Origin of the sequence: Kitasatospora sp. NPDC058115 (genome assembly GCF_042884635.1) — a bacterium.
In the GTDB taxonomy this organism is placed as follows: domain Bacteria; phylum Actinomycetota; class Actinomycetes; order Streptomycetales; family Streptomycetaceae; genus Kitasatospora.
On the sequence record NZ_JBHVTL010000043.1, the window covers coordinates 37,730 to 46,758 of the forward strand.

Here is a 9,029-nt window from a genome sequence, read left to right on the forward strand (position 1 = left end):
GGGGTGCGCCGCCGCGCGCCCGGGGGGGGGCGCGGCCCCCGCCCCGCCCCCCCCCCACGCCCGGCGGGCCGTCGGGTGACGGGCCGTCCGGGGAGGCGTCCGGGGCACCGGCGGGCCGGCCGGACGGGTCGTCGTCGTCCGGCTCGACCCCGAGGTCACGGAAGACCGAGGCCAGGAAGCCCGGCTGGGGGGCCGTGACAGCACCGTCGGACTGGCCGTCTGCTGAGTACTGCATCGGTGGTCGTTCCCCCAGGCTCGTCCGGCGGCTGCCCGGGGGCGGTCGGCAACCCGTCGGCCACCCCGAGGCCCGCCCCCTCCCGGACATTGTCCACCGAACGGGCGCACCGGTCAGCCAAGCCTCTCAGTTGGTCTTGGTGTTGGTCAGGTGCAGCCCGATGTAGCCGACATAGATCCGGCCACTGCCCGAACAGTCGTCGAGGTAGTGCAACCGGGGTGCGGTGCGGCCGCCGCCGATCCGCAGATGCGCACCCATGAACGCGCGCCGGGAGGCGTCCACGCACTCCGGTACCGGGAGCATCCGCTCCCGTTTCCACTTGGCGTGGCTGTGCACCGTCCGGGACTCGCCGCGCACCGCCTTGCGGGGCGGGAAGCGGTGGCAGCCGGCCGGCGTCCGCTCGCACCACTGCTTGAAGTCGCCGCCCGCCTGGCCGCGCACGGCCGCCTCGGCGTACTCCTGGAGCGCGGTGAGGCCGTCCCAGGTGAGCCGGGCCCAGCCGCCGCCGGCGCAGCGCAGTTCGTCGAGGGCGAGCGCGGCCTTCTGGTCGCCGGTGAAGGTGAGCAGCGGGAACTCCCCGAGCCGGGCCATCAGTTCGGTGAAGGTGAGCGGGACGCCGCCGCGGCCGCCGGAGGGCCCGGCCCGCCGCCACCCGGCCCGGCGGGCGGGTGCGGCCGGTGCGGCGGGTGCGCCCGCACCGCCCGGCACGGCGCAGAGCCGGCCGCCGGACAGGCATCCCTGGCCGGAACCGGCCGCCCGCCCGGCGGCCGCACCGGCCGGCAGGGCCTTGGGCTTCGGCCGTTCGTGGTGGCGTTCCCGGCGGAGCTCGTGCCGCGCCGGGTGCCCGGCCCGTTCGCGTTCCTCCCGCCCGTGGGCGGGCACCGGGACCGCGGGCGCCGCGGGCGCCGGGGCCTGGGCGGGACGGGCCGGCCGCAGCACCGGGACGTCCGCCAGCACCGGCGGCAGCGGCCGTTCGGCGGCGAGCCGGCGCGGCTCCCGGGCCAGCAGGGCGGCCGCGCGCCGCGGGTCCTCCTCGATCCGGTTCCGCGCCAGCACCGGGTGCCGGCGGCCGTCCCGCCGCGAGGCCGGGTCGACCTCGGGCAGGTAGGTGCGCACCGCGCCGCCGTAGACGGCGTGGTACTCCAGGGCGACGTTGAACCCGGTCCGGGCGTCGGCGTCGAGGACGTACAGGCCGGCCAGGCCGGGCAGCTGGTCGCAGAGCGGGGCGACGACGTCCGCGAGCCAGCGGCCGGCGCCGAGGCCGGCCGGCACGCTGGCCACCACGACGGGCATCCGCCGGTCCGGGTCGCAGAGTTCGTCGACCAGCCGGTCGACCCCGGCGGCGGTGAGCACCCGGGGCGCGGCCGCCACCGCGGCCGGGCCGTCCGCGGCGTCCAGCAGGGGCAGCAGGGTCCGGACCACCTCGGGCACCGGGACCCGTCCGGGCGTGCGGACCCCGCCGCCGGTGGTGTGGGTCGAGGCCTCCAACCGCAGCCAGGTCGGCCCGGCGGGCCCGGTCGCCACGGTGAGGGTGAGCCGGTCGGTGCCGTGCGGGGCGGGGGTGGTCACCCGGCGGCGGTCGTAACGGCCGCCGGACGGCGCGCCGTCGAGCGGGCCGCCGTCGCGGTCCAGCAGGACGCGTTCGCCGAGCCGCAGCCGTTCGGCGGGGGACGCGCCCGCGCCCGGGCCGGCGGCGGGTCCGGGGGGCGGGGGCTCCTCGCTCCATTCCTGCTTCAGCCAGGTGGCGAGGCACTGGTCCGCCAGGGCGAGGGCGTCGGTGTGCGGGAGGGCGGTGGTGACGGTCATCCGGTAGGGCGTCGTGGGGCCTCCGGGGCCGGGACGACCGGCCTGGGCGGGCAGCGACGACGAGGAGCGTTCCGAGGTCATGCACATTCCTCCGGGTTCGGTGGTGGGGTCCCGTGTCCTCCATCGATGGGTCATTGGTCCGGTTCGCCGGACCTGTGCCCAGGAAACGCCATGGCCCGGAGCGGAAGTTCCAACTCCGGGCCACGTCACTACATTCGGGTGAATCTGCTCAAGCCGTCCGCCGCGGACGACGAGGATCTGCTGGGCCCCGGCTCCCTGCCGCGCCCGGGTCAGTCGGCCCGGTGCCCGGCGCCGCTGCGGCTCCAGCCGGGCACCGGCACGGGCACCGCGAGCGGGCGGCCCACCGGCGCCTCGTAACGGGCGATCAGGACCACCGGGACGGGCCCGTGGTTGTGGCCGACGTGGATGTGCACCGGCCCCGCGTGCTCCACCAGGCGGTCACCGGCCCGGCTGACCTCCACCCGGCCGTCGTGCAGGGTCCGGGTGAGCGTCCCGGCGAGCACCACGACGTCGACCCGGCCCGGGTGGTAGTGCCAGCCGGTGCTGTCCCCCGGGCCCAGGGTGATGGTCCGGACGACGGGCATCGTGGTCTGGGCTCCCTGCTCGGCGGAATCCGACCAGGCTAGGCAGGGCGCCGGGGCCCCGGGACCGGGCGGCCGGAACCGGCCGGAAAGCTGTCCGGAAACCCGGCACGGCTCAGACCGGCACCTCGACGTAGGTCCGGCCCGCCGCCACCGCGGCCGACGTCCCGCCGGTCGCCTCGGCCAGCCAGGTGTGGAACGCCGCGACCTCCGGCTCCGGCACGCCGACCTCGATCCGCACCCCGGCCGCCTCGTAGGCCAGGTCGCTCACGGTGTACCCGGCCGCCCGCAGGTCGTTCTCCACCCGCCCGGCCCGGGTGTGGTCCGCCGTCACCGCGAGCAGCGCGACCGGCCGCCGCTCCAGCAGCCCGACCTCGTCCAGTGCCTCCGACACCGCGCTCCCGTAGGCCCGCACCAGGCCGCCCGCGCCGAGCTTGATCCCGCCGAAGTACCGGGTCACCACCGACACCGTGTCGGTGACGCCGCGCCGCCGCAGCACCTCCAGCATCGGCACGCCCGCCGTCCCGCCGGGCTCGCCGTCGTCGCTGGAGCGCTCGCGGCGCTGCTCGTCGCCGACCACGAAGGCGGTGCAGTTGTGCCGGGCGTCCCAGTACTGCTTGCGGATGCCGGCGATGAACGCCTGGGCCTCGTCCTCGTCGGCGACCCGGGCGAGGTGGCAGATGAACCGGGACTTCTTGATCTCCAGCTCGTGCGTGCCCGCGCTCCGGATGGTCAGGTACGGCCGGGGGGTCGGCTCCGGTGTGGCGGACATGGCGCGGCGGTTCTCCCGGACGGCGACGACGGTGGCGGCGGCGCGGCCCGCGCCGCACGACAGCTCGCCGGGGACCGCTCCGCCAGCCTAAGCCGTGTCCGGCCCCCGCCCGGCACCCGGCCGGTCGACGGCCGCCGTCGGCCGCGCCCGGCGACGGCCCGCCAGCGCCTCCAGCCCCGCGCGGTCCAGCCCGGTCGCGGCGGCGACCTCCGCGAGGTCCACCGCCCCGCAGTCCAGCCCGCGCAGCAGGTACCCGCTGAGCGCCCGGGCGGTCGCCGGCTCGTCCAGGACGTCCCCGCCGGCCCTGTTCAGGTACCCCGACAGCCGGGCGGCGGCCGGGGCGAGGCCCTCCCGGTAGAAGGAGAAGACCGCGGCGTAGCGGGTCGGCAGGTGCGCCGGGTGCAGGTCCCAGCCCTGGTAGTAGGCCCGGGCGAGCGAGCGGCGGACCAGGCCGTGGTGGAGCCGCCAGGCGGCGTGCACCTGGGCGGTCGTCCCGGCCGGGACCACGTTGGTGGAACCGTCGGAGAGCCGGACCCCGGTCCCGGCGGCCGCCGCCTGCATCACCGCCTTGGCGTGGTCGGCGGCCGGGTGGTCCGGGCCCTGGTGGGCGGCGGCGACCCCGCAGGCGGCGCTGTAGTCGAAGGTGCCGTAGTGCAGTCCGGTGAGCCGCCCCTCGGCCGCGCCGATCATCCGGGCGACGGTGGCCCGCCCGTCCGGCCCGAGCACCGCCTGGGTGGTCTCGATCTGGATCTCGAAGCCGAGCCGCCCGGCCGGCAGCCCGGCGGTGCGCTCGAAGTCCTCCAGCAGCCGGACCAGCGCGGTGACCTGCTCGGCGTAGGTCACCTTGGGCAGGGTGAGCACCAGCCCGGCGGGCAGTGCGCCGCGCTCCAGCAGGGTGACCAGGAAGAGCTCCAGGGTGCGGATCCCCCGGTCCCGGACGGCCGCCTCCAGGCACTTCACCCGGATGCCGACGTACGGCGGGACGGTGCCGTCGGCGACGCCGGCGGCGACCAGCTCGGCCGCCCGGACGGCGGCCGCGTCCTCCTCGGCGCCGGGCCGCGGGCCGTAGCCGTCCTCGAAGTCGATCCGCAGGTCCTCGACCGGCTCGCGCTCCAGCTTGGCCCGCACCCGGCGGTGCACCTCGGCGAGCAGCGCGTCGTCCGGGACGCCGAGCGCGCGGGCCAGCGCCGCCGGGGTCCCGGCGTGGGCGTCGAAGGCCTCCAGGGCCCGCCGGCCCCAGGTCCGGACGGTGTCGGCGGCGAAGGCGTCGGCCGGCACGTAGACGGTGTGGACCGGCTGGCGGCCGCCCGAATCACCCGGGTAGCGGCGGGCGAGGTCCGCGTCGACGGGCGCCAGCAGCGCGTCCACGGCCGAACGGGCGGCGGCGGAGAACCCCGCCGCGCCCCCCGGCCCGGTCCCGCCCGTCCCGTCCTGCGACATCCGTCCCCCTCCGGCAGGCTCGCACGCGGCCACCGCGCGCCGGTCAGTCCCTCCCGGACGCGGCGTACCGGCCGCGCAGTTCCGGAAGGAGCGCTTCGATGTCCTTGGGGTGGACCGAGCCGTCGGGACGGCTCCCGCTCACCCCGTGGTGCTCGGTCAGCCAGACGGCCAGCCGCTGCGGGTCCGGCTCGTGCTCGAAGGTCTCGATGTAGCTCACCAGTCCCTCGAACGCCTGCTCAGGGTCCAGCCGGTAGGCGCCGGGACGCGGCGCGGGACCGAACGGGCGCTGCGGGCGATCCACGGCCTCCGGCACCTCCCGCACGGCCTCGGGCCCGGCGTACCCCGGCCCTGCGAACTCCGGCTCCGCGAACCCGGACCCGGCGAAGTCTGGCTCCGGCGGGAAACCGGGCTCCTCGGCGTACTCGACGGGGGCGCCCGGGCCGGCAGCGGCCTGCTGCGGCTGCTCCCCGGCGGGCTCGGTGGGGCGCGGGGCCTTGAACCACGGCGAGACCTGGCCGGGCACCCTGCCGCCCGGGGCCCCGTCGCTCGGGTGACCGGTGGTCCGCACGGCCCGCTCGGTCCACACGTTCAGATCCTCCTGCGGCTGCGGCGCGGCCGACGGCTCCTCCCCCGCCGGCTCCTGCGCGTCACGCAGCCGCACGGCGGCCAGCCGGGCGAGCACCTCGGCGGGCGCCGGCTCGGCCTGGACCGGCGACTGCTGCCGGTGCTGCGGCGGCTGCTGGGGCTGGGGCTCGGACTGCGCCTGGGGATCCGCCGGCGCCTTCGCCGGTCCCGGCTGCCCGCCGTTCCCCGCCTGCGCCGCCTGCTCGGCCTGCACGAGGGCGCCCGCCGCACGGCTCTCCGCCAGGCCCCGGGACTCCTGCGTGGCAAGCGCCTCCGCACGCGCCGGGGCCTCGGCCTCCCGGGCCTCCTTCGCCTCGCGCGCCGCCTGCGTCTCCTCGTCCATCCGCTCGAACACCGCCGGATCCAGCGGCACCCCGTACTTGGCCAGCTTCAGCGGCAGCAGGGCCTGGATCGGCGCCGAGCGGCGCCAGCCCCGCCCGTACCGGAACCGCAGCTGCGCCCGGTAGACCAGCCGGTTCTGCTCCAGCCGCACGACCTCGTCGTACGAGCGCAGCTCCCACAGCTTCATCCGCCGCCAGAGCCGGAAGGTCGGCACCGGGGACAGCACCCAGCGCATCACCCGGACCGACTCCATGTGCCGGTCCGCCGTGATCGCCGCGATCCGGCCGACCGCGTGCCGCGAGGCCTCGACCACGACGACGAACAGCAGCGGAATGACCGCGTGCATGCCCATTCCGAGCGGGTCGCCCCAGGAGGCCGCGGCGTTGAACGCGATCGTCGCGACGGTCAGCAGCCAGGCGGTCTGCCGCAGCAGCGGGAAGGGGATGCGCAGCCAGGTCAGCACCAGGTCCAGCGCCAGCAGCACCACGATGCCCGCGTCCACGCCGATCGGGAAGGCGTAGGAGAAGGCGCCGAAGCCCTTCTCCTCGGCCAGTTCCTTGACCGCGTTGTACGAGCCGGCGAAGCCGATACCCGAGATGACACAGGCCCCGGCGGCGACCAGGCCGAGCAGGCCCCGGTGGGCCTTGGTGAGCGATGGGCGTGCCATTACGTCTATCAACCCCTGGATGTCGGCTGCGGCCGTACGCTGCCCCGGCTGCCGGTTCCCGCGTGTCGGGGCGCCGGACGGCTGAGGCACCTCCGGGCTCGGCCCACCGGAGTTTACTCGTACACCTGTCCCAGCGTTCTCGCAGCCCGGACCGTCACCGCCGCCGGAAACCCGGGCCCGGTCAGACCGCCCGCCCGGCCGTGCCGTTGAGGTACGCGAGCACCGCCATCACCCGGCGGTTGGCGTCCTCGGCCGGGGCGAGTTCGAGCTTGGTGAAGATGTTGGCGATGTGCTTGGCGACAGCGCCGTCACTCACCGTCAGCCGGGCGGCGATCGCCGAGTTCGAGCAGCCCTCCGCCATCAGCTCCAGCACCTCCCGCTCGCGGGGCGACAGCCGCTGCAACGGGCCGGGGCGGCGGGAGGTGGTCTGCATCAGCTTGGCGATGACGTCCGGGTCCATCGCGGTGCCGCCGGCCGCCACCCGGCGGACCGCGTCGATGAACTGGTCGGCGGCGAAGACCCGGTCCTTCAGCAGATAGCCGATCCCGCCCGTGCCGTCGGCCAGCAACTCCCGCGCGTAGAGCTGCTGGACGTGCTGCGAGAGCACCAGCACCGGCAGTCCGGGGATCTCCCGACGCGCCTTGAGGGCCGCCTGCAGACCCTCGTCGGTGAGCGTCGGGGGCAGCCGGACGTCGACCACCGCGACGTCCGGACGGTGCGTCAGCAGGGCGTCGAGCAGCTCCGGGCCGGTCTCGACCGCGGCGGCGATCGTGAAGCCGTGCGCTTCCAGCAGCCGGATCAGACCTTCTCGAAGGAGGTAGAGGTCCTCGGCGAGGACAACTCGCACGGCAGCTCCAGGGTGATGGTGGTCGGACCGCCCGACGTACTGTCGATGGCGAGGACACCGTCGAAGGTACCCAATCGGCGTTCGATCCCGCGCAGCCCGGTCCCCCGGGCGGGATCCGCCACTCCGACCCCGTCGTCCGTGACCGTGACCCGCAGCCGGCCCGCCCGGTACAGGATGTCCACCCAGACCTGCTCGGCACCCGAGTGCTTGGCCGCGTTCGCCAGCAGCTCGCAGATGCTGAAGTACGCCGTGGCCTCCACCGGTGCCGGCGGCCGGTCCGGCAGGCTCACGCAGACCTCGGTCGGCAGCGCGCAGTCCAGCGCCAGCGCCCGTACCGCGTCGCCCAGCCCGCGCTCCGCCAGCACCGGCGGGTGGATGCCGCGGACCAGGTCGCGCAGCTCCTGGAGCGCCCGCGCCGAGGACTGCCGGGCCTCGGAGAGCAGCTCGCGCGCCGCCGCCGGATCGGTCTCCATGAGGTGTTCGATCGTGCCCAGCGTCATCCCGATCGCGACCAGCCGGGCCTGCGCCCCGTCGTGCAGGTCCCGCTCGATCCGCCGCAGCTCCGCCGCCTGGCTGCCGACGGCGTCGGCCCGGGTCTCGGTCAGCTCGGCCACCCGCCGGGTCAGCTGGGCGTGGGTGGCCCGGCCGTCCTGGTCCAGCACCCGCCGCGCCACCTCCGCGTACACCCGCACCGCGTACGGCGCCAGCAGCACCCCCAGTGCGACCAGCGCGAGCCCCAGCAGGGCGGAGAAGAACGCCGCCACGGCACCGGTGGGGTTCGCCCCGTAGGACTCGTAGCTCAGCACCGCCACGACCAGGTACGTCACGCCGCCGGCCAGCAGCCCCGCCACCAGCGCTCCGAGCGCGACCACCAGCGGCGGGCTGATCACCAGCCAGAGCATCTCGGCCCGGGTCGCCCGGTCCCGCACCGCCCAGTGCAGCAACTGCGCCAGCCGGGCCACGTTGTGGGAGCGGTGGTAGGAGTACCCGGTCCACCAGTGACCGCGCTCGTCCGCCTCCAGCGCCGGACGCGGACTGTAGGAGACCGGCAGCCGGATCCCGTACCAGTCGGCGAGCCGCGCCCGCGCGCGCCGGGCGGAGGGGCGCACGAACATCCCGGCCAGCGCCAGCCCCGCGACCACCCCGGCGACCAGCGCGAACAACGCCGCCGGGTAGTAGGCGTCGAGCATCCACGCGACGGTCGCGCCGGCGAACAGCGCACCGACCACCGGCACCACCACGACCGGGACCGCACCCACCACCAGCAGCGCCACCCGGGCCAGCCCGAGGCCGCCCGCCGTGAACGCCGCCTCGGTCCGGACACGCACGCCGCCGCCCCTGCTGATCCGACTCTCCGTTGCCACGAGCGCTCCTGTTGCTGATGCCGCCGATGGTGCCGATGCCGCAGGCCGGCCCCGATCCTCCTGACCCAGTTTTCCCGGCACACCCGCCCGGGTGCACTGGCCGTCCCACCCGACTTCAGGTGGTGCTAGGTCTACCCCTGTCCTGGCTCCCTTGCCTTGGCACACCCTCCGGACGCGGGAGTCCGGACATGCGAAAAGCCCCTGCCGGTTTCCCCGGCAGGGGCTTCTCAGAAGAATTGTTCGGCGGCGTCCTACTCTCCCACAGGGTCCCCCCTGCAGTACCATCGGCGCTGTGAGGCTTAGCTTCCGGGTTCGGAATGTAACCGGGCG

General features: G+C 76.0%; 7 protein-coding genes, 1 rRNA gene and 1 pseudogene. All 9 read right to left on the bottom strand.

Going from position 1 to position 9,029, the window contains the following annotated elements; all coding sequences use genetic code 11:
• Positions 1–235 (bottom strand): annotated as a pseudogene (locus ACFVVL_RS32970) (hypothetical protein); the annotation flags it as partial.
• Positions 236–361: 126 nt separating this feature from the next.
• A complete protein-coding gene (locus ACFVVL_RS32975; RefSeq protein ID WP_387681765.1) occupies positions 362–2,122 on the bottom strand; it encodes a hypothetical protein in 1,761 nt (586 codons plus the stop codon).
• Positions 2,123–2,331: 209 nt separating this feature from the next.
• The gene (locus tag ACFVVL_RS32980) at positions 2,332–2,646 is read right to left on the bottom strand and encodes a cupin domain-containing protein (RefSeq protein ID WP_387681767.1); all 315 of its coding nucleotides are present in this window, start codon (positions 2,644–2,646) and stop codon (positions 2,332–2,334) included.
• 112 nt (positions 2,647–2,758) lie between these two features.
• Positions 2,759–3,415, bottom strand: a complete 657-nt coding sequence (locus ACFVVL_RS32985) for a YigZ family protein (RefSeq protein ID WP_387681770.1) — start codon at positions 3,413–3,415, stop codon at positions 2,759–2,761.
• 87 nt (positions 3,416–3,502) lie between these two features.
• On the bottom strand, positions 3,503–4,855 hold the full coding sequence (locus ACFVVL_RS32990; protein WP_387681773.1) for a DUF6986 family protein: 1,353 nt from the start codon (positions 4,853–4,855) through the stop codon (positions 3,503–3,505).
• A 43-nt stretch (positions 4,856–4,898) separates the two neighbouring features.
• Complete coding sequence (locus ACFVVL_RS32995; protein ID WP_387681775.1) at positions 4,899–6,488, bottom strand: DUF2637 domain-containing protein; 1,590 nt, start codon at positions 6,486–6,488, stop codon at positions 4,899–4,901.
• 181 nt (positions 6,489–6,669) lie between these two features.
• Positions 6,670–7,335 (bottom strand): response regulator transcription factor, encoded by a 666-nt coding sequence (locus ACFVVL_RS33000; RefSeq protein ID WP_350555691.1) that lies wholly within the window; start codon positions 7,333–7,335, stop codon positions 6,670–6,672.
• Positions 7,287–8,663 (bottom strand): sensor histidine kinase, encoded by a 1,377-nt coding sequence (locus ACFVVL_RS33005; RefSeq protein ID WP_380297904.1) that lies wholly within the window; start codon positions 8,661–8,663, stop codon positions 7,287–7,289. The genes ACFVVL_RS33000 and ACFVVL_RS33005 overlap by 49 nt, the downstream gene beginning before the upstream one ends.
• A gap of 274 nt (positions 8,664–8,937) precedes the next feature.
• A 5S ribosomal RNA gene (gene rrf, locus ACFVVL_RS33010) occupies positions 8,938–9,029 on the bottom strand; the annotation flags it as partial.